Annotated in this window: 14 protein-coding genes; 5 read left to right on the top strand and 9 right to left on the bottom strand. The window is 71.0% G+C overall.

The window, feature by feature from the left end; translation table 11 throughout:
- Positions 1–166: 166 nt before the first annotated feature.
- Positions 167–649 carry a hypothetical protein gene (locus CW359_RS45370; protein ID WP_157968611.1) on the bottom strand — a complete coding sequence of 161 codons (483 nt, stop codon included), beginning with the start codon at positions 647–649 and terminating at the stop codon, positions 167–169.
- Positions 650–787: 138 nt separating this feature from the next.
- Positions 788–2,221: an MFS transporter gene (locus tag CW359_RS22110; protein WP_105971813.1), complete on the bottom strand. Its 1,434-nt coding sequence runs from the start codon at positions 2,219–2,221 to the stop codon at positions 788–790.
- 101 nt (positions 2,222–2,322) lie between these two features.
- On the opposite strand from CW359_RS22110, the gene CW359_RS22105 reads away from it, so the two are divergent.
- Positions 2,323–3,297 carry a helix-turn-helix transcriptional regulator gene (locus CW359_RS22105; protein ID WP_105971812.1) on the top strand — a complete coding sequence of 325 codons (975 nt, stop codon included), beginning with the start codon at positions 2,323–2,325 and terminating at the stop codon, positions 3,295–3,297.
- 65 nt (positions 3,298–3,362) lie between these two features.
- On the opposite strand, the gene CW359_RS22100 is transcribed toward CW359_RS22105, so the two are convergent.
- Entirely contained in the window at positions 3,363–4,838 is a 1,476-nt protein-coding gene (locus CW359_RS22100) for an MFS transporter (protein WP_105971811.1), read from the bottom strand.
- 64 nt (positions 4,839–4,902) lie between these two features.
- On the opposite strand from CW359_RS22100, the gene dusB reads away from it, so the two are divergent.
- Together dusB and CW359_RS22090 are read left to right on the top strand one after the other, a co-directional pair.
- The gene (gene dusB / locus CW359_RS22095; RefSeq protein WP_105971810.1) at positions 4,903–6,057 is read left to right on the top strand and encodes a tRNA dihydrouridine synthase DusB; all 1,155 of its coding nucleotides are present in this window, start codon (positions 4,903–4,905) and stop codon (positions 6,055–6,057) included.
- A gap of 67 nt (positions 6,058–6,124) precedes the next feature.
- Positions 6,125–6,652, top strand: a complete 528-nt coding sequence (locus tag CW359_RS22090; protein ID WP_105971809.1) for a hypothetical protein — start codon at positions 6,125–6,127, stop codon at positions 6,650–6,652.
- 38 nt (positions 6,653–6,690) lie between these two features.
- On the opposite strand, the gene CW359_RS22085 is transcribed toward CW359_RS22090, so the two are convergent.
- From CW359_RS22085 to CW359_RS22075, 3 genes are all read right to left on the bottom strand, one after another.
- Entirely contained in the window at positions 6,691–8,571 is a 1,881-nt protein-coding gene (locus CW359_RS22085; protein WP_232838522.1) for a sulfatase-like hydrolase/transferase, read from the bottom strand.
- A gap of 328 nt (positions 8,572–8,899) precedes the next feature.
- Entirely contained in the window at positions 8,900–10,837 is a 1,938-nt protein-coding gene (locus CW359_RS22080) for an amylo-alpha-1,6-glucosidase (RefSeq protein WP_105971807.1), read from the bottom strand.
- Positions 10,834–12,291, bottom strand: coding sequence for an MGH1-like glycoside hydrolase domain-containing protein (locus tag CW359_RS22075; RefSeq protein ID WP_105971884.1), 1,458 nt, complete (start codon positions 12,289–12,291; stop codon positions 10,834–10,836). Before CW359_RS22075 ends, CW359_RS22080 begins: the two co-directional genes overlap by 4 nt.
- A gap of 120 nt (positions 12,292–12,411) precedes the next feature.
- Here CW359_RS22075 and CW359_RS22070 point away from each other — a divergent pair, with 120 nt between their 5' ends.
- Complete coding sequence (locus CW359_RS22070) at positions 12,412–13,623, top strand: ROK family protein (RefSeq protein WP_105971806.1); 1,212 nt, start codon at positions 12,412–12,414, stop codon at positions 13,621–13,623.
- A 434-nt stretch (positions 13,624–14,057) separates the two neighbouring features.
- Entirely contained in the window at positions 14,058–16,778 is a 2,721-nt protein-coding gene (gene ppdK / locus CW359_RS22065) for a pyruvate, phosphate dikinase (protein WP_105971805.1), read from the top strand.
- Between the two features lie 143 nt (positions 16,779–16,921).
- On the opposite strand, the gene CW359_RS22060 is transcribed toward ppdK, so the two are convergent.
- From CW359_RS22060 to CW359_RS22050, 3 genes are all read right to left on the bottom strand, one after another.
- Positions 16,922–17,743 carry an RNA polymerase sigma-70 factor gene (locus tag CW359_RS22060; RefSeq protein ID WP_232838533.1) on the bottom strand — a complete coding sequence of 274 codons (822 nt, stop codon included), beginning with the start codon at positions 17,741–17,743 and terminating at the stop codon, positions 16,922–16,924.
- 225 nt (positions 17,744–17,968) lie between these two features.
- Positions 17,969–19,150, bottom strand: coding sequence for an NAD(P)/FAD-dependent oxidoreductase (locus CW359_RS22055; RefSeq protein WP_105971804.1), 1,182 nt, complete (start codon positions 19,148–19,150; stop codon positions 17,969–17,971).
- 96 nt (positions 19,151–19,246) lie between these two features.
- Positions 19,247–20,089, bottom strand: coding sequence for an alpha/beta fold hydrolase (locus CW359_RS22050; protein ID WP_105971803.1), 843 nt, complete (start codon positions 20,087–20,089; stop codon positions 19,247–19,249).
- Positions 20,090–20,119 lie beyond the last annotated feature (30 nt).

Here is a 20,119-nt window from a genome sequence, read left to right as displayed (position 1 = left end):
GGGCAGAGGGTAACGGGGGATGGGGTGAGGGGGTGGAGGAGGTGACGGAGCTGGGGTGAGGGGGTGACGGGGAGCGGCGCGGAGGATCCGGGAGCCGCCCCGCAGGGGCGCTCCCGGAGGGGCGCGGGGAACTGCGCGACCAGCCACAACGCACCCGCACCCGCACTCACACAGCCGCCCCCACCCCCGCCCCACCGGCCAGCCCAGCCGCAGCCGCCCAAAAGAAAACGTGCCCACACCCAGGCGATGCGACCCGCGACCGCCCGCCGAGAACGGTCAGCGCATACTGCAGCTCCGTAGCCATCCGCCAAAGCCGAAGGCTGTACCGCTCACCCCGGTAGACGTACAGCCGGAAGACCTTGACCGCCAACTCGTCGCGCCCGTCGGCGAACGCGTCCGGCAACCCGGCGAGCAGTTCGAAGTCCCGCTTGCCGGTCGCCGCCTCGGCCACCACGCCCAGCGGAAGGGTGTCCAGCACTGCCGCGGAGGCCGCCGACCCGGCGATGTCGACCACGACGGCATAGGCGGTAAGGGCGGCGAGGATCTCGATCAGCCGCTCGCCCTCCCCGATGTCGACACCCCAGTTGCCCAGACGCTCACGGCGCCGCCCCCGCCGCCACGCCTCCTCGTCCACCAGAGGCAGCAACACCCGCCCGAACCGCACGCAGCGCCCCCACAGCCCATCGCGGCCGTAGCTATGGCTACGGCTGTCGCTGTCGCTATTGACGTCGCTATTGACGTGGACGTGGCCGTGGCCGTGATCCGAGGTCACCCGACATCCGCCCCCTCAGCCGATCACCCGAGGCAGCCGCAGACTCAGCAGCGCCGTCAACGCGATACCCCCCAACTGCACCACCAACGTCGTCACCAGCGCATCCCCCATGCCCATCCCGGGCGCCAGGGACAGGAACAACGTTCCGAGCGTCGCCACCCCCAGCGCCAGCGCCGACTGCTGGGTGGTGATCATGACCCCGCTGCCCACCCCCGCCCGCGCCGGCTCGACCTCCGACAGCACGATCCGGAATAGCACGGGCAGCTGCAACGCCTGCCCCGCCCCCGCGACCGCCGCCCCCGGCAGCAGCTCCATCAGCCCCACGTCGGGCCAGGAACGCCACACCGCCACCGCGATGAGCGCCACGCCCACGAACTGGATCAACCCGCCGACGGTGACGACCCGCGTGCCGTAACGGGCGACCAGCCGGGGCCCGGCGAGGGAGACGCAGAAGAACGTCACCGCCATCGGCGCCAGCGCGAGCCCCGCCTGGACCGGCCCCAGCTCGGCACCCCGCTGCAGGGCCACCGCGATCACGAACATGAACCCGCTGAAGCCGATCGAGAACGGCACCATCATCACCAGCCCCCGGCGCAGCGACACCAGCCCGAAGAGGGTCGGCGGCACGAGCGGCGTACGGCCCTTGCGGTCCGCGCCGCGCTCGACCGCGTAGAACGCCGCCGCCACGAACGGGAACGCGGCCAGCGACAGCCAGGTCCACAGCGGCCAGCCCGCCGCCCGGCCCTCGGTGAGCGGGGCGAGCAGGGTGATCAGGGACAGGGCGAGGAGGAGCGTGCCGGGGACGTCCACCGGCTCCGGGCGCTGCGAGCGGGTCTCCGGGACGGTCCGGGCGGCCAGGACCAGCCCGAGCAGCACCACGGGTACGTTCACCAGGAACACCGAGCGCCAGCCGGTACCGGCGATGTCCGCGGCGACGAGTACGCCGCCGAGGATCTGGCCCGCCACCATCGAGAGCCCGGCCGTGGCGCCGTACAGGCCCATCGCCCTGGCCCGGCGCGGACCGGCCGTCGCCGACTGGATGGTCGCGAGCACCTGCGGCAGCATCGCCGCCGACGCCGCGCCCTGTGCGATCCGGGCCGCCACCAGGGTCCAGGCGGTCGGCGCGAGTCCGCAGGCCAGCGAGGTGATGCCGAAGGCCGCCATACCGGCCAGGAAGAGCCGGCGCCGGCCGAAGAGATCGCCGAGCCGCCCGCCGAGGACGAGCAGGACGGCGTACGAGACCCCGTACCCGGCGACCACCAGTTCGAGGACGGCCTCGCTCGCCGCGAGGTCCCGGCCGATGGTGGGCAGGGCGACGTTGACGATGAAGAAGTCGATGAGGGGCAGGGCCGCCCCGAGCAGCACGGTGAACAGACCGAGCCCGCCCAGTAGGGGTGACCCGGAGGGGGAGCGGACGGTGGCGGTGGGTGAGGTGCTTGTGTCGGTCACGTCGACCAGCGTCCGCCTCCCCTGAGGGTGGTACCAGAGTCTCTTTATCCTGGTACCAGGAGTACCTGGAAACAGGGTCCGAGCGGAGGGACAGTGGAAAGGTGACCACCATCGCCCAGGAGACCGGCGCGCGGCAACAGCCGGAGCGGAAGCAGGAACGGCAGCGGCCGGAGGGACAGCGGCCGGAACCGCAGGAGCGGCGGCCCGGCGGGCGCGGCTCGGAGGTCCGGCGCCACGAACTCGCCGTCTTCCTGCGCAGCCGCCGCGAGCGCATCACCCCCGAGCAGGTCGGCCTGCCGCCCGGCAGGCGCCGCCGTACGCCGGGACTGCGCCGCGAGGAGGTCGCCCAGCTCTCGGCGGTGGGCGTGACCTGGTACACCTGGCTCGAACAGGCCCGCGCCATCCAGGTCTCCGAACAGGTGCTCGACGCCCTGGCCCGCACCCTCCTCCTCGACCCGAGCGAACGCGCCCACCTCTTCCAGCTGGCCGGAGCGGTCGACCCGACCCCCGCCGCGAGCTGCCCGACGATCACCCCCGCCGTCCGCGAACTGCTGCGCGCCCTCGACCCCATCCCGGCCTGCATCCAGAACAGCCGGTACGACATCCAGGCGTACAACCGCACCTACGGCCGCCTCATGGGCGACCTGGACGCGGTACCGCCCGAGGACCGCAACCTCATGTTGCTCGTCTGCACGAACGAGGAGTGGCGGAGGTCGGTCGTCCTGTTCGAAGAGACACTGCGCGTGATGGCGGCCAAGCTCCGGGTCCAGCAGGCGGCCCATCTGGGCGACCCCGCCTGGAAGTTGATGCTCAGGCGACTGCGCGCGGAGTCCCCGGAGTTCCGCGAGATCTGGGAGCGGTACGAGGTGGTCAACGTCCGCGGCAAGACCAAGCAGTTCCGCAATCCGTACGTCGGCCTGCTGACCGTCGACCACACGGACCTGTGGCTCGCCCCGGAGTTGGGCACCCGCCTGGTGACGATGGTCCCGTCGGACGAGCAGACGCGCGAGCGCCTGGCGAAGCTGTACGAGATGTTCCCGCCGGCCGATCCGCTTCCATCGGAAAATCAACCATAGATGGTCAATTTCGTTCACGATGCGGGCTGTTGGTGATGACGACCGGAGTCCGCCACGGCGACGGCTCACATCGCGGTGCGCGCCCCCATGGAGCCCCGCACGCCCGTCTCCCCGCCCCCACCGCCGTCCTCGATCTCCAGCCGCTCGGCGGTCCGTTCCGCCGTCCGCCGGGCCCAGCCGCCGGTCGTGACCGCGCCCAGCACCAGCACGGCCAGCCCGCAGCCCGCGATGATCCACCAGCCGGGCCGCGCCGCAGCGGCGAACACCTCCTTGTACGGTCCTGCCCCGATGCCCGACGCCAGCGCCGCGCCGATCACCGCGACCCCGAGGGTGCCGCCGGTCTGGCGGCTGGTGGAGGCGATCGCGGCGGCCACCCCGGCCTGCGAGCGGGGCATGCCCGAGACGGCCGTGTTGGTGATCGGCGCGTTGACGAAGCCGAAGCCGAGGCCGAACAGGAAGTACCCGATCACCAGCGTCACGTTCGACGTCTCCCCGTCGAACCCCGCGAACAGGACCCCGCTCGCCGTCATCGTGACCCCCGCCGTGAGCAGCGAGAACCGTGGCCCCCTGCTGCCGACCAGCCGCCCCGATATCGGCGCGCACACGAAGCACATCACCGCCATCGGCAGCATCCACAGACCGGCGTGCAGGGCGGACAGCCCCCGCACGTTCTGCAGATACAGCGTCGACAGGAACAGGAATCCGCTCAGCGCGCCGAACGCGCTCACCGCGACCACCGTCGCCCCGCTGAACGGCACCGACCGGAAGAACCGCAGGTCGATGAGGGGTTCCTTGCGCCGGGGCTCGTAATACAGCAGTCCCAGCAGCGCGGCCAGGGCGACCGACCCGAAGGCGAGCGTGTGCGTGACCGGTGAGCTGGGCGCCTCGATGATCGCGTACGTCAGCGAGCCGAGCAGCGCGATGACCAGCACCTGGCCTACCGGGTCCGGGCGGCGGGCCTTCGGCGCGCGGGACTCCGGGACGAACCGCCAGGTCAGCAGGAGCGCGGCGAGGCCCACCGGCAGGTTGAGCCAGAAGATCGAGCGCCAGCCGACGGAGTCCACGAGCAGGCCGCCGACGATCGGCCCCGCGGCCATGGATATCCCGACGACCGCGCCCCACACCCCGATCGCCTTGGCCCGCTCGCGCGGGTCGGTGAAGGTGTTGGTGATGATCGACATGGCGACCGGGTTGAGCATCGAGCCGCCGATCGCCTGGATCATGCGGAACGCGATGAGCGAGTCGAGGTTCGGGGCGAGCGAGCAGAGCACCGAGCCGAGGGTGAAGAGCACCAGCCCGGTCTTGAAGACCCGGCGGCGGCCGATGCGGTCGGCGGTCGAGCCCGAGAGCATCAGCAGGGAGGCCAGGACCAGCGTGTACGCGTCGAGCGCCCACTGCATACCGGCCACGCTCGCGCCCAGGTCCTTCTCCATGGAGGGCAGCGCGACATTGAGCACGGTGACGTCGAGGCTCACGATCAGCAGGCTCATACAGCAGATCGCGAGCACCAGCATGCGGCGGCGGGGACTCAGCTCGGACATGCGAACATAGTACGCCTAACTAACGACTTTGGCTGTACTCCATTCGGTGCGAGAGAATGGCGCAATGTCCACGCCCGTGACCGCACCCGCGAACCCTCTCCAGATCGGCCCGCACACCGTGCAGCCGCCCGTCGTCCTGGCCCCCATGGCCGGGATCACGAACGCGCCCTTCCGCACCCTGTGCAGGGAGTTCAGCGGCGGCAAGGGCCTGTTCGTCAGCGAGATGATCACGACCCGGGCGCTGGTCGAGCGCAACGAGAAGACCATGCAGCTGATCCACTTCGACGCGACCGAGAAGCCGCGCTCGATCCAGCTGTACGGCGTCGACCCGGCGACCGTCGGCAAGGCCGTCCGCATGATCGCGGAGGAGGGCCTGGCCGACCACATCGACCTGAACTTCGGCTGCCCGGTCCCGAAGGTGACGAGGAAGGGCGGCGGCTCAGCCCTCCCCTACAAGCGGCCCTTGCTCCGGGCGATCCTCCGCGAGGCGGTCAGCGGGGCAGGGGACATCCCGGTCACGATGAAGATGCGCAAGGGCATCGACGACGACCACATCACCTACCTCGACGCCGGCCGGATCGCGGTCGAGGAGGGCGTGACGGCCATCGCCCTGCACGGCCGCACGGCCGCCCAGCACTACGGCGGCACGGCGGACTGGGACGCCATCGCCCGCCTCAAGGAGCACGTCCCGGAGATCCCCGTCCTCGGCAACGGCGACATCTGGTCGGCGGAGGACGCGCTGCGGATGGTCCGCGAGACGGGCTGCGACGGGGTCGTGGTCGGCCGAGGCTGCCTGGGCCGCCCGTGGCTGTTCGCGGACCTGGTGGCAGCCTTCGAGGGCCGTACGGAGGCGATCGCGCGCCCGGCGCTCCGTGAGGTCGCCGACATCATGGTCCGGCACGCGACCCTGCTCGGCGAGTGGATCGGGGACGAGGCGCGCGGGGTCATCGACTTCCGCAAGCATGTCGCCTGGTACCTGAAGGGCTTCGCGGTCGGCAGCGAGATGCGCAAGCGCCTCGCGATCACGTCGTCGCTGGCGGAACTGCGGGAGGGGCTGGACGAGTTGGACCTCGACCAGGCCTGGCCCCTCGGCGCGGACGGGCCCCGGGGGCGTACGTCGGGCAACAACCGGGTGGTGCTGCCGGACGGCTGGCTGAAGGACCCGTACGACTGCGCGGGTGTGAGCGAGGACGCGGAACTGGACACGTCCGGGGGCTGATCCGGCGGTCGCCCCGGCCGCCGAGGCCCTCTCGACAGCCGTCGGGGGCTCACGGACACTGGTCGGCGTGACGGACGTCGCGGTGTGGGTCGCGGCCTTCACCGGCGGTACGGCGGTGCTCGCGAGCTGGGTCACCAACCTGGGGAACGTACGGGCGGCGCGGGCCCAGGCGGAGGCCTCGGCGCTGGCCCAACAGCGGGATCGGGTACGGGAGTTGCGGCGGGCGGCCTACCTGGAGTTCCTGGAACGGGCTCATCTTCTCGGCGAGTTGTACTGGCGGGCCGAGTCCAGGTTCGTCCAAGTCGCCGATCCCGATCAGCTGCTGACGGACCTTCAGGAGCTGCGTGGCGAACTGCGCGGTGCCTACGACCCCCTCATGCGAAGCGTCCGGGTCATCTCCCTGGAAGGGCCCGCCGCCCCCGCCGAGGCCGCCGGAACGGTCCTGGAGGCGGCGGCGGACACCAGCAGGGCCCTGTGGCGCTTCACGCTCGGGGAGCCCGAGGCACGGGCCCGCTTCGACGAAGGGCATCAGCGCTTCAAGCGCCTTCTGGCACAGTTCGTCGAAGCGGCACGCGAGGCCATGACGGCCCCGTGACTCCGTGACCCCGTGGGGCTTCTTGCAGATGGGAGTGCTTACGGGTGGGGCGTCGAGCCGTACGCCGTAAGGAACTTGTCGCGGAAGGCGCTCATCTTCCACACCGGGGCGTCGTGGGCCGGGCGCAGGCCGTCCGTCCAGTTCCAGTCGGTGATCCTGTCCAGGATCTTCGGGTCCTTGGCCACGATCGACACCGGGACGTCGCGGCTCGCGTTGGTGCCGCTGACCCGGGACATGGGCTGGTGGTCGCCGAGGAAGACGAGGACGGTGTCGTCGGTGCCGTAGCGCCCCAGCCAGTCGACGAGGCTCGTCACCGAGTACTGGATCGACTTGCCGTACTCCTGCTTGGCCGCCGTGCCGTCGTACAGGACGTCCTTCGGGTCCTTGCCCGCCTTCTGGATCGAGTCGAACACCGAGCCGTCGCCGAGCTGGTCCTGGGGGACCGTCGTCGGAAGGGGCGCCCAGGGCTGGTGACTTGAGGTCAGGATGATCTCCGACATCAGCGGCTTGTCGCTCTTCTTGCCGTGCTCAAGCCGCTGGAACGCCTCCAGCGTGTACTGGTCCGGCATGGTCGACCAGCTGAACTTCGGGCCCTTGTAACCGAGGTCCTTGGACGAGTAGTTCTTCTCCAGCCCGTAGAACTGCTGCTCCGGCCAGCCCTTCTGCACACCCGGCATCACACCGACCGTCCGCCAGTCGCCGGTCTTCCGGAACACCTCGGGGAGGGTGAGGCGGTCGCTGTTGACGAGGGTGCGGTAACGCGACTGGTTGTTGATCCACAGGCCGGACAGGAACGTCGAGTGACCGAGCCAGCTGTTGCCGCCGAACGTGGCCGAGGTGAGCCAGCCGCTCTTCGCCGCGAACCCGGCGTCCGTCAGCTTCTGTGTGCTCTCCGCGAGGGTCTGGTCGACCCCCGGCGACATGATCGGGTCCTCGATCGCGCTGCGGCCGTAACTCTCGATGAACGTGAAGATGACGTCCTTGCCGCGCAGGTCGGGCACCAGTTCGCTGCCGGGCGTCTTCGCGAACGGGTCGTTCTTCGCCAGCTCCTTGAACGCCGCCTCGTCGCGCAGCGTGTCCTGCACCCGCCGCACCTGCACCTTCACGACCCCGGCCGTGTGGTCCGAGGCCAGCGGCACGCCGCCGACGGTCAGCCCGAGGGACATACAGGTGATCCATACGGTCCCGGCGATGAGCGTCGCCTTGGTGGCGACGGTGTTGTTGCGGGCCAGCAGCTCACTGAGCCGCACGCTCGCGAACGCGGTCCCGACGGGCAGGAACAGGGCGAGCAGGATCACCGCGACGGTGACCGCGACCGACCCCGCCGTACCGATGGCGTCGGTGATGTACGACTGGGCGTCGTCCAGCAACTCCCAGTCCAGCACGATGTTGAAGTGCCGCCCCAGGAACTCGACGAACCCCATGTCGAGCAGGTTCAGCACGGTCAGCGCCCCGAGGAACACACCGATACAGGCCGCGGTGATCACCCGGGGCCGCCGCGGCATCGCCAGCAGCACGACAGCGCCGACGATCGCCTCCGCCGGCAGCCGCAGAAACTCCGAGAGCCGGAAGTTACCGGCGGTGTTCGGCATCTGCAGAGCGAAGAGGACGAGCAGCACGGAGAGGACGGTCGCCGTCCGGCTGAGGTTACGGGCGGTGGTGGGGCGACGGGTGCGCCAGGTGGGTTTGGGGGGAATGGGGGGTTCGGCGGGAGTGGGGGAGGAGGAGGTGGCCGATTTGGGGTCGTCGGGTTCTGCGGCCGGGGGCGCGGATTCTGCGAGCACGCCTCCGGCGAGGGTCCCCGCTACCGAGGCGCTTCCGGCGGGGGCGCCTTCCGCCTGAGTTTCCTCGGCGTGCTCGCTCCGCCCCGCGACCTGCCCGGAGGGCTTGTCCTCGGCCGTCGTAGCGGTCGACGGCACCTCGGAAGGCACGTCAGGAGCCGCCCCGCCGGACACCTCGGCAGCTGCCTCCGCAGGCACCCCGGTCGGGGACTCGGAAGATGCCCCGGAAGGTTTCTCGGTGGTGGCGTCCGTCGATGGGTTGAGGCGTGTGAACAGAGGCACCCCGAAGGTCCTTCCGTGTGGAGCCCGTGCAGGAGTGGCGGACCCCGACGCGGGAGCCCGGGTCCGCCACCATCCCGTACGGCGGGCCCTCGGCCTCCGTTCAGCCCCCGCGTCCAAGCACCCGGCAAACACCGGGCAAACGCCTCACCAAGCGACGAGCCACCTACCTCGCCCCCGCACCCCCTCAGGCGCCCCCGACCGCCGTGAGCAGCGCCAACGGGGCCGCCGCCGACCGGGATTCGCGTACGCACGCGTGCGGGTACGGCACCGGTTCGCCGTGGGTGTCGCGGCCGTAGCCGGCGAGGACCTCGGGGAGGCGGTGGCCGGTGGCTGTCGCCGCGTCGACCAGGGCGTGGGCGACCGTGCGGGCCTCGTCGTGCAGGCCGTAGCGCGAAAGGCCCAGCGTGATCAGGGCGTTGTCGTGCGGCCAGACCGAACCCCGGTGGTAGGACAGGGGGTGGTAGGCCGGTTGGCCCGACGCCAGTGTCCGTACGCCCCAGCCCGAGAAGAAGTCCGGTTCCAGCAGGCGTCGGCCCACCTTCTCGCCGTACTCCTTGTCCAGCAGCCCCGACCAGAGCAGGTGCCCGGCGTCCGAGGCCAGCGCGTCCACCTGCCTGCCCTCGCCGTCCAGCGCCAGCGCCGGGAAGGAGTGCTCCGGCATCCAGAAGTCCCGCTGGAAACGGTCCCGCAGGTCGCCCGCCGCCTGTTCCAGGAGGGCGGCGTACGTCTCGTCGCCCCACACCGTGCGCGCGACCCACGCCGTGCGGCGCAGCGCGTCGTACGCGTACCCCTGCGCCCCCGCCGCCATCACCGCGCCGCTCGCGCGCGTGCCGTCGGCCGAGCAGATCGCGCCGGGGGAGTCCTTCCAGTTCTGGTTGGCGAGGCCGCCCTGGTCGGCCCGGTACACCAGGTAGCCGCGTGACGTCAGGCCGCCGTGGTCCAGCATCCAGCCGATCGCCGCCCGGGCGTTCGCCTCCAGGCGGCGGGCCAACGCCGTGTCGCCTGTCTGTTCCACGTAGGCCCCGAGCAGGACCAGGAACAGCGGCGTCGCGTCCACCGAGCCGTAGTAACGCCCGTACGGCACCTGGCCGAAGTGCGCCAGCTCGCCGTGCCGTACCTCGTGCACGATCTTGCCCGGCTGGGCCACCGAGTCCGGGCCGACCTCCGTCGCCTGCGTCGCGGCCAGCGCCGGGAGTGTGGCGGCGGCGAGTTGGGGGCGGTACGGGAGTGCGAAGAGGGACGTGAGCAGTGCGTCGCGGCCCAACAGGGTGAGGAACCAAGGCGCTCCCGCCGCCGGTACGCGCAACTCCTCGCCGTCCGGGCCCGTCGCGGGGACCTGGAGTGCCGCCAGGTCGGACAGGCCGCGCGCACACGCCGCCGCCAACTCCGGCCAGCCGGTGGGGAATGCCACTCCTTCGACGAACTCCCCCTCCAGCGCCAGGAGTTGGTCGTTCGCGGCAGCGGGGGAGGCGGGCACCTGCGGTTCCCGTGTCGCGCCGTGCGGGCGGGCCGCCACCCGCAGCGCCAGCTCCGCCGAACCGTGCGGCTCCAACTCCAGGGCCCAGACCAGGCGTCGGGCACCTGTGCCGGTCTCCTCGACGCCGTCGGGGGCGGGCTCAGCACTGACCCTCGTACACGACAGCCACTCACCGCGCCGGTAGCTGAACTCGACGCCGTCGTCGAGGACTTCGCGCTTTCGTACGGCCCCGGACTTGACGTACGTACGGTGGTCGGAGCGCAGCTCGAACTGGTCCGTGAAGTCGGCGTCCGCCGTCACCGCGATCCGGACCGTCGTCGGCGTCGGGCGGTTGCTCGTCACGCGCAGCGACTCGACGAACCCGCCGTCCCCTACCGCCTGTTCACGGAAGAGCGTGTACGCGGGCGGCTCCTGACGGCCCCCGCGCGGTACGAGGACGCAGCGCGCGGTGTCCCCGTCGGCGACCGGGCTGAGCGTCTCGGGCACGGCGCCGTCGACGGTCAGCTGCCAGCGGCTCAAGTGCCGTGCGTCGCGCACGAATAACCCGTCGGGGTGACTGCCGCCACGTACACCGCTGATGTCCCCGCCGTCCCCGACGGCCGCGAACGTCCCGCCGTGCACGAGCAGATGATGCCGGTCCGTCATCGCCGTTCGCCTCCCTTGTCACTCATGTCGTCCATCTCGCGAATGTCGAACGCGCCCACGTCGGTGGGCTGTTGGTGGAGCAGGTCGAGAGTCAGCGCGGCCGTCCAGCCGAAGCCGAGCGCCCCGCAGGCCTCGCCGGTGTACGGGTCCACGTACTCCGCGAAGTCGGTCGCGTCGGCGGTCTCCAGCAGCGCCGTACGCAGCGTGTCGGCGTGTCCCCGCTCCCCGTGCTGCCGCAGCCCGCGCTCCATCAGCCAGCCCGTGTTGAACCAGGCGGGGCCGCGCCAGTAGCGGTGCGGGTCGAAGGCCTCGCCGAGGAGGTCGTAGGACGGTACGAGGCGGGCGGCGCCGCCGAGTTCGAAGTGCGGCCCGCGCGCCGTACGGACGAGGGTGTCGGCGATGTCCCGGGGGAGGGTGGGGAGGAGGAGCGGGATGAGGCCGGAGACGCTCCGCTCGGGGATCAGCGCCCCGTCCCGCGCATCGCGTACATCCCGCACGTCACGGCAGAAGAACATGCCCTCCGCCGGGTCCCACAGCCGCTCCACCAGCGCCGCCGTCAGCCGCTCCGCACGCGCGTGCCTGGCCGTCCCCGTAGCGCCCAACTCGTGAGCGATGCGCGCCAATGCGTGCTCCGAGGCGATCAGCAGCGCGTTGAAGGACGGGTCCTCGACGGCGAACTCGCCCACTCCGTCCGCATATTCGCCGTCCCGGTAGTCCGTCGCCAACCGCACGTACCGCCCGTAGTCCAGATCCGTGGGCCGGTCCTCGGCGGCGCCGTGGTCGAGGTCGGCGCGGCGGAAGGAGCGGGCCGGGGCCGGCGTGACGCGGCTCAACGGGGCGTCCCAGCAAGGGCTGTTGTCCATACCCTGTTCCCAGGGGTGCACGACCGACGCCAGGCCGCCGCCGCCCAGGTCGCGGCGGTGCAGCAGATAGCGGTGCCAGGCGGCGAGCGCCGGGTAGGCGCGGGCGAGGAAGCCGCGCGCGCGGGACAGGCCGGGGTCGGCCTGGTGCACCAGCCAGACGGCCAGCGCGTGCACCGGTGGCTGCACGATGCCGGACGTCTGTACGGTGCGCGGGGCGCCCGCAGCGCGCCCCGCGGTCGAGGAGCGCCAGAAGTCGGGGCTCGGGAAGTACGCGTCGAGCGGGACGGAGGGGTTGAAGACGATGTGCGGGATCCGCCCGTCGCCCCACTGGGCCGACAGCAGCGTCTCCAGCTCCGTCTGCGCGCGCAGCGGCGACAGATGGCGCAGGCCGATCGCGATGAACGCGGAGTCCCAGGACCACTGGTGCGGATACAGGCCGCGCGAGGGGACCGTCGAGCTGCCCCTCCAGTTGGCCTTCAGTACCTCGGCCGCCCTGACGTGCGGAGAGTCTGGCGAATGTGTCGTAACGTCCGGTTCGTATACGACGGAGTGCGTCGCGGCGCGTGAGGTCAGCTGGGCAGTGCGATCCACTCGGGGCTCCCCGAAGACGTTCGGCCTGACCGGTTCGGTCGCGGCCACCGTAGAGTTACGTCTATTTAACACGCAGAACTCAATATGTAATGCACGCTTGAGAAACACAAGGGGGTGCGCATGAGTAGTCGTGCTCAGGCGAGCGCGGGCGATCTGCTCGAACTGGTACGCAGCGGGCGTGCCACGACTCGCGGTGCCCTGCAACAGGTGACGGGCCTCTCACGCGCGACGGTCGGCCACCGCCTGGACCGGCTGTTCCGCGCGGGCTGGCTGCGCGAGGGTGCCTCGGGCCCGGTCGACTCGCCGCTCGGCGGGCGCCCCTCGATCACCCTGGAGTTCGACGACGCCCACGCCGTCGTCCTCACCGCCGACCTCGACACCCGTCATGCCCGCGCCGCCGTACTGACCCTCACGGGTGAGCTGCTCGCGGAACACTCGGGCGGCCTGGCCGTCGACGACGGCCCCGAGGTCGTCCTCGGCGAACTCGGCCGCTGGTTCGCCCAGCTCCTCCCGAAGGCCGGCCACGGCCCCTCCGAGGTCTGCGGGATAGGCCTCGCGGTCCCGGGCCCGGTCGACACGGACACGGGCCGCGTCGTCCAGCCGCCGATCATGCCCGGCTGGGACGGCTACGACATCAGGGCCCGCCTGGCCCGCGCCTTCGCCGAACACACGGACGAGCCGACCGCGGCGACGGTCCCGGTTTTGGTGGACAACGACGCCAACCTCATGGCGTACGGCGAACAGCGCACCGCACACCCCGACTGCTCGGCGTTCGTGCTGGTCAAGGTCTCGACGGGCATCGGCGCGGGGGTCGTGGTGGGCGGTTCCGTCTTCCGGGGCATCGACGGCGGCGCCGGGGACATCGGCCACATCCGCGTTCCGCAGGGCGCCGAGGCGCTGTGCCGGTGCGGGTCGTACGGCTGTCTGGCGGCCGTCGCGAGCGGTGGCGCCGTCGCGCGGCGGCTGGCCGAGGCCGGGGTGCCGGCGGCGTCCGGCTCGGACGTACGGGAGCTGCTCGCGGCCGGGCACCCGGAGGCGGTCGCGCTCGCGCGCGAGGCGGGCCGGAGTGTGGGGGACGTACTGGCGACGGTGGTGACGCTGCTCAACCCGGGCGTGCTGATGATCGCCGGGGACCTGGCGGGCACGCCGTTCCTGACCGGCGTACGGGAGCTGCTGTACCAGCGGGCGCTGCCGCGTTCGACCGCTCATCTGGACGTGGTGACGTCGAGGCTGGGGGAGCGGGCGGGGCTGGTGGGGGCCGGGGCGATGGTCGTCGAGCATCTGTACGCACCTGAGCGGGTGGAGGAGCGGCTGTCGGCGCTCGGTGTGTGAACCGGGTCAACGGCCGAAGAGGCCTGTGACGGGGGTGTTTCCGGTTCGGGTCGGCGTCCGCATGGTGAAATCCGGTCCCTGATTCGCGCGTGATTCTCGCCACCCCTGATAGGGGTTGCGCTCAGATGAGCGGATCTTGAGCGACTGCACTTCTCAAAGGGTGGCACTCAGTGCCACCCTTTGATCGTTCATCGATGAAACTCAGACGTGTTGCCATCTGCTCATGTGAGCGACAAAATGGGCATGTGCCTGCCAGTGCGTTCAAGAAGTGAAAACATGCGCCCTCCACCGCTTGCCAAGCCTTGACTTTGGATCTGCTGGCGGACGGCTGGTTACAGGCGCATGACACGCAAGTGGACGTACCCAGACGCCTTCGATCTGGGTATGTTCCTCGCCGTCAGGGCAGCCACCGCGTCCCGAGGGAGTCGAGACCCGTGTCGGAAAACAAAGAACCCCACGTAGTCAAGTTCGTTTACGACTTCACCGAGGGAAACAAGGACCTCAAGGACCTCCTTGGTGGCAAGGGTGCGAACCTCGCCGAGATGACCAATCTGGGACTCCCCGTTCCCCCCGGCTTCACCATCACGACCGAAGCCTGCAAGGTCTACCTGGGCAGCGGCGAGGAGCCGGCGGCACTGCGTGACGAGGTGAGTGCGCACCTCGACGCCCTGGAACAGAGCATGGGCAAGAAGCTCGGCCAGGCCGACGACCCCCTCCTCGTGTCCGTCCGCTCCGGGGCGAAGTTCTCGATGCCCGGGATGATGGACACGGTGCTGAACATCGGGCTCTCCGACAAGTCGGTCCAGGGCCTCGCCAAGCAGGCCGGTGACGAGCGCTTCGCATGGGACTCGTACCGCCGGCTGATCCAGATGTTCGGCAAGACGGTCCTCGGCGTCGAGGGCGAGCTGTTCGAGGACGCGCTGGACGCGGCGAAGACGGCGAAGAAGGTCGCGGTCGACACGGAGCTTGAGGCCGCGGACCTCAAGAAGCTGGTCACCAAGTTCAAGAAGATCGTCAAGACCGAGGCGGGCCGCGACTTCCCGCAGGACCCGCGCGAGCAGATGGACCTCGCGATCCACGCGGTGTTCGACTCCTGGAACACCGACCGCGCGAAGCTCTACCGCCGCCAGGAGCGCATCCCGGGCGACCTCGGCACGGCGGTCAACGTCTGCTCGATGGTCTTCGGCAACCTGGGCCACGACTCGGGCACGGGCGTCGCGTTCACCCGCGACCCGGCCAGCGGCCACGCGGGCGTGTACGGCGACTACCTGCAGAACGCGCAGGGCGAGGACGTGGTCGCGGGCATCCGCAACACGGTTCCGCTGGCCGAGCTGGAGCAGATCGACAAGAAGTCGTACGACCAGCTGATGAAGATCATGGACACGCTGGAGAACCACTACAAGGATCTCTGCGACATCGAGTTCACCATCGAGCGCGGCCAGTTGTGGATGCTCCAGACGCGCGTCGGCAAGCGCACGGCGGGCGCGGCGTTCCGTATCGCCACGCAGCTGGTCGACCAGGGCCTGATCGACGAGGCGGAGGCGCTCCAGCGCGTCACGGGCGCGCAGTTGGCGCAGCTGATGTTCCCGCGCTTCGACGAGGAGTCGAAGGTCGCGCAGGTCGGCCGGGGCATTGCGGCCTCGCCGGGCGCGGCGGTCGGCAAGGCGGTGTTCGACTCGTACACCGCGGTGAAGTGGTCGCGTTCGGGCGAGAAGGTCATCCTGGTCCGCCGGGAGACCAACCCCGACGACCTCGACGGCATGATCGCGGCCGAGGGCATCCTGACGTCGCGCGGCGGCAAGACGTCCCACGCGGCGGTGGTGGCGCGCGGCATGGGCAAGACGTGTGTGTGCGGCGCGGAGGAGCTTGAGGTCGACACGAAGCGGCGCCGGATGACGGTGCCGGGCGGCCATGTGGTGGAGGAGGGCGACCTCATCTCCATCGACGGCTCGTCGGGCAAGGTCTACCTGGGCGAGGTCCCGGTGGTCCCCTCGCCGGTGGTGGAGTACTTCGAGGGCCGGATGCACGCGGGCGCCAACGACGCCGACGAACTGGTCGAGGCCGTCCACCGGATCATGGCCTTCGCGGACCGCAAGCGCCGCCTGCGGGTCCGGGCCAACGCGGACAACGCCGAGGACGCGATGCGCGCACGGCGGTTCGGCGCGCAGGGCATCGGCCTGTGCCGTACGGAGCACATGTTCCTCGGCGACCGGCGCGAGCTGGTGGAACGGCTGATCCTCGCCGACACGGACGTGGAGCGCGAGGAGTCCCTGAAGGCGCTGCTCCCGCTCCAGAAGCAGGACTTCGTGGAACTGTTCTCGGCGATGGACGGACTCCCGGTCACGGTCCGCCTGTTGGACCCCCCGCTGCACGAATTCCTGCCGGACATCACGGAGTTGTCGGTACGGGTGGCGCTCGCGGAGTCGCGGAAGGACCCGCACGAGAACGAACTGCGCCTGCTCCAGGCGGTGCACCGGCTGCACGAGCAGAACCCGATGCTGGGCCTGCGGGGTGTGCGCCTCGGCCTGGTCATCCCCGGCCTGTTCACGATGCAGGTCCGCGCCATCGCGGAGGCGGCTGCCGAGCGCAAGAACGCGAAGGGCGACCCGCGCGCGGAGATCATGATCCCGCTCGTCGGCACGGTCCAGGAGCTGGAGATCGTCCGCGAGGAGGCCGACCAGGTCATCGCGGAGGTGGAGGCGGCGACGGGTACGGACCTGAAGCTCTCCATCGGCACGATGATCGAGCTGCCGCGCGCGGCCCTGACGGCGGGTCAGATCGCGGAGGCGGCCGAGTTCTTCAGCTTCGGCACGAACGACCTGACGCAGACGGTGTGGGGCTTCAGCCGGGACGACGTGGAGGCCTCGTTCTTCACGGCGTACCTGGAGAAGGGCATCTTCGGCGTCTCCCCGTTCGAGACGATCGACCGCGACGGCGTGGGCGCGCTGGTCAAGTCGGCGGTGGAGGCGGGCCGTGCGACCCGCCCGGACCTGAAGCTGGGCGTGTGCGGCGAGCACGGCGGCGACCCGGAGTCGGTGCACTTCTTCCACGAGGTCGGGCTGGACTACGTCAGTTGCTCGCCGTTCCGGATCCCGGTGGCGCGACTGGAGGCGGGGCGGGCGGCTTCGTCCTCGGCGGGGAGTGATCACCGCTAGGGCCGACTGAGGGCCCGCTGAGGGCCACTCGAACGCCGGAACTGCCGCCTGTCACCCCGACCCTCAGCGACAGGCGGCGGTTCCGGAGCACGAGAGAGGGCGGCACCCCTGTGCGGGGAGTGCCGCCCTCTCGTCCGTTCGCGTCAGGACAGCGCCAGGCTGTTGTCGGGGGTCAGGCCGCTGAGCTTGTCGGGGTTGACCTGGAAGCGCAGGTTCTGGATGTGGCCGTCCAGGAGGTCGAAGGAGAGGGCGCCGACCGTGTGGCCGTCGAGGGTGGCCAGGACGCCGAGTTCGCCGTTGATGACGGCCGGTTCCATGACCAGGGCGGCCAGTTCGGGCTTCGCCAGGAAACCCACGAGCCAGCGTGCGACCCGGTCGGTGCCGTGGAGCGGACGCCGGGCCGCGGTGACCTTGCCGCCGCCGTCGGACCAGGCGGTGACCTCGGGCGCGAGCAGCTCCATCACGGCGTTCAGGTCGCCGCCCGAGCAGGCCGCCAGGAACCGGTCCGTGATCTGCCTGCGCCGGGTGCGGTCGGCGTCGTAGCGGGGGCGGCGGGCCTGGACGTGCTCGCGGGCGCGGTGGGCGATCTGGCGGACCGTCGGCTCGGGGCGTTCGAGGGTCTCCGCGATCTCGGCGTGCGCGTAACCGAAGACCTCGCGGAGCAGGAAGACGGCGCGTTCGACGGGGCTGAGGGTCTCCAGGACGACCAGCATCGCGGTGGAGACGCTGTCGGCCAGTTCCGTCTCCGTGGCGATGTCGGGCGAGGTCAGCAGGGGCTCGGGGAGCCATGGGCCGACGTAGGTCTCGCGGGTCGCGCGTGCGGAGGTCAGACGGTTCAGCGACAGGTTGGTGACCGTGCGCACCAGGTAGGCCTTGGGGTGGCGGACCGAGTCGCGGTCCACGGTGCTCCAGCTCAGCCAGGCGTCCTGGAGGACGTCCTCGGCGTCGGTGACACTGCCCAGCATGCGGTAGGCGGTGGCGAACAGCAGCCGACGGTGTTCGAGGTACGGGTCTCGTTCGTCGTACGGATCCTGCTGGGCGTACGGACCCCGCTGGTCGGCGGTGTCCACGGGGGCCCTGTCCTTGTTCCTGGCGCTCTCGTTCCCGGCGTCGGCCATCGGCTCATGCTGCCAGCGCCGTGACCGGGGCGGCAAGACCCGGGATCATGGCGCAGGCAGCCCAAGTGCCCGTCACGCTACGGGCTTTCGGGTGGCGCGACCGCCCTTGGAGACGATGGTCGTGACGTTCATCCGCTTGCTGACCCGGTAGGTCGTGAGCGGGCTGCCGCTGACCGTCTCCTTGTACGCGACGGCGATCCGGCCGGTGAGGTGCAGACGGCGGGGTGTCTCGTCGGCCCTGGTGAACTGGATGACGGCGTCACGGCGGCCGAGGCTGACCGGCTGGTGGAAGTAGCCGAAGCGGAACGGCTTGACGCGCTTGCCGCGCACGAGCCGCGCGATGGTGTCGGCGGTGTACTGGGCCGTGGGCAGACCGCTCTGGCAGGTGCCGTGGAGCTGTCCCCAGGCCAGCCGGACGGCGGCGGCGTCACCGACGGCGTGGATCTCCGGGTGGGAGACCGACCGCAGTGTCGCGTCGACCAGGACGAGACCGTGGTCGTCGGTGGCGATCCCGGCGTCGGCGGCGAGCGGCGACACCTTGACGCCGGTGGTCCACAGGCAGGCGTCGGAGCGGACGAGCCGGCCGTCGGCCAGTTCTACGCCGTCGGGCAGCACCTTCGTGACCCGGCTGCCGGTCTCCAGCGTGACGCCGAGGCGGTCCAGCGCGCCGTGGAGGTACGCGCGGGCCCTGTCGCCCATCATGGCGCCGGGCTCGTCCAGGCTGACCAGCGTGACGTGCAGACCGGGGTGGGCCTCGGCGATCTCGCCGGCCGCCTCCACGCCGGTCAGGCCGCCGCCGCAGACGGTGACCGTGCCGCCGGACGCGGCGATCTCGGTGAGCCGCGCGGCGAACTCACCGGCGATCTCAGGGCTGTTGAGGGTGAACGCGTGGAGGTCGGCGCCGGGAACCCGGCCCGTGTCGGTCGAGCTGCCGAGCGCGTAGACGAGTGTGTCGTAGTCCAGGGTCCCGGCGCCGCCGTCGAGGGTGATCCGCCGGGCCTCGGGGTCGATGGCGGTGGCGGCGCCCTGGACGAAGGTGACGCCGGTTCCGGCGAGCAGCTCGGGGATCCGGTGGACGGCCAGCTCCTGCCCGGCGGCGATCTGGTGCATCCGCAGCCGCTCGACGAACCGGCTGGACGGGTTGACCAAGGTGATCGTCACACCGGTCCGGCGGGTGCGGTGGGCCAGCCGGACGGCGCTGAACATGCCCGTGTAGCCGGCGCCGAGGACGACGATGCGGTGGTCGCTGTTCATCGGTTCTCCCAAGGTCGGGCACCGGCTCGGGTGCCGGTGACGCCCATGGGACAGACGGCCCGCACCGGAAGTGACAGACCGTCGATGTGAGCTGGGTCACACCAGATTCGTGACGATTTCCGCGACCTGGTCCGGCATCGACAGGAACGGCGAGTGGGAGGCGTCCAGTGCCACCACGGAGGTCGGGTTGTCCGGGAACGCCGCGTCGGCCTCCGCGATGAGCCGACGTTGCACCGCGGGGCGTACGGCCATGTCCTGCGCGCAGGTGACGTAGGTGCGCGGAATCGAGCCCCAGGCGCCCGCGGTCAGGGTGGTGGAACCCGTCGCGATGCCCACCGGGGCGTCGGGCGACAGCAGGGCGAGCGCGGCGTCGGCGGCGGCCGGGTCCACGTCCCCGAAGAAGGCCTGGCGCAGCTGCTCCCGGTAGGCGGCGTCCTCCGACGCGAGGTCGAAGCGCAGTGCGCCGATCGCGGTGGGGTCGGCACGCAGCGACGGGCCCACCAGCTCGCCCTCGTTCTCCGCCGACTGGATGTACGCGATGGCCGGGACGTCCGACGCCGGCATGAACGCCGTCAGGTACACCATGCGGTCGACCAGCTCGGGCGCCTGCTGGGCCGCACGGGTCAGCACCGTGCCGCCCATGCTGTGCGCCACCACGGTGACCGGAGCGCCCCGGCCGACCTGCCTGATCTGCGAGACGAGCAGCTCGGCCGCCTCGTCCAGGCCGACGCCCGCCACCGGGGAGACCTCCGTCGCGACCGCGTCGGGGTCGAAGGGGCGCCGGGAGAGGCACTCGGGCCTGCGGGCGTACAGTCCGTGCCCCGCCATGTCCACCGCGACCGCCGGCCGGCCGGTCGCCGTCACCCTGGCGGCGACCTCGCTCCAGCACCAGGAACCGTGCCAGTAACCGTGCAGGAAGAGCAGGGGTGAGGCGGTCATGGCCACTCCGTTGTGCCGGTGCTGTTGGTG

It is taken from the genome of Streptomyces geranii (genome assembly GCF_002954775.1).
Taxonomy (GTDB): Bacteria; Actinomycetota; Actinomycetes; order Streptomycetales; family Streptomycetaceae; genus Streptomyces; species Streptomyces geranii.
Note: the sequence above shows the minus strand (reverse complement) of the source record. Positions and strands in the feature narration are given on the sequence as shown.

Excerpts from the sequence above, each read along its gene's own strand:
- CW359_RS22050 (WP_105971803.1), bottom strand. The coding sequence starts at position 20,089 with ATGACCGCCTCACCCCTGCTCTTCCTGCACGGTTACTGGCACGGTTCC.
- dusB (WP_105971810.1), top strand. The coding sequence starts at position 4,903 with ATGTCCACGCCCGTGACCGCACCCGCGAACCCTCTCCAGATCGGCCCG.
- CW359_RS22070 (WP_105971806.1), top strand. The coding sequence starts at position 12,412 with ATGAGTAGTCGTGCTCAGGCGAGCGCGGGCGATCTGCTCGAACTGGTA.
- CW359_RS22100 (WP_105971811.1), bottom strand. The coding sequence starts at position 4,838 with ATGTCCGAGCTGAGTCCCCGCCGCCGCATGCTGGTGCTCGCGATCTGC.
- CW359_RS22060 (WP_232838533.1), bottom strand. The coding sequence starts at position 17,743 with ATGCTGGGCAGTGTCACCGACGCCGAGGACGTCCTCCAGGACGCCTGG.
- CW359_RS22080 (WP_105971807.1), bottom strand. The coding sequence starts at position 10,837 with ATGACGGACCGGCATCATCTGCTCGTGCACGGCGGGACGTTCGCGGCC.
- CW359_RS22055 (WP_105971804.1), bottom strand. The coding sequence starts at position 19,150 with ATGAACAGCGACCACCGCATCGTCGTCCTCGGCGCCGGCTACACGGGC.